The 360-nt window shown below is 54.2% G+C and carries 1 rRNA gene; it reads left to right on the top strand.

The annotated features are described in order from the left end of the window. Positions 1-360, top strand: a 16S ribosomal RNA gene (locus FVP33_RS19040); the annotation flags it as partial.

Below are 360 nucleotides of genomic sequence, written 5' to 3' on the forward strand. Positions count from 1 at the left end.
CCTGATGCAGCGACGCCGCGTGGAGGAAGAAGGTTTTCGGATTGTAAACTCCTGTCGTTAGGGACGATAATGACGGTACCTAACAAGAAAGCACCGGCTAACTACGTGCCAGCAGCCGCGGTAAAACGTAGGGTGCAAGCGTTGTCCGGAATTACTGGGTGTAAAGGGAGCGCAGGCGGACCGGCAAGTTGGAAGTGAAACCTCTGGGCTCAACCCATAAACTGCTTTCAAAACTGTTTTTCTTGAGTAGTGCAGAGGTAGGCGGAATTCCCGGTGTAGCGGTGGAATGCGTAGATATCGGGAGGAACACCAGTGGCGAAGGCGACCTACTGGGCACCAACTGACGCTGAGGCTCGAAAG

The sequence above is a fragment of the Lacisediminihabitans profunda genome (genome assembly GCF_008040105.1).
GTDB lineage: Bacteria > Actinomycetota > Actinomycetes > Actinomycetales > Microbacteriaceae > Lacisediminihabitans > Lacisediminihabitans profunda.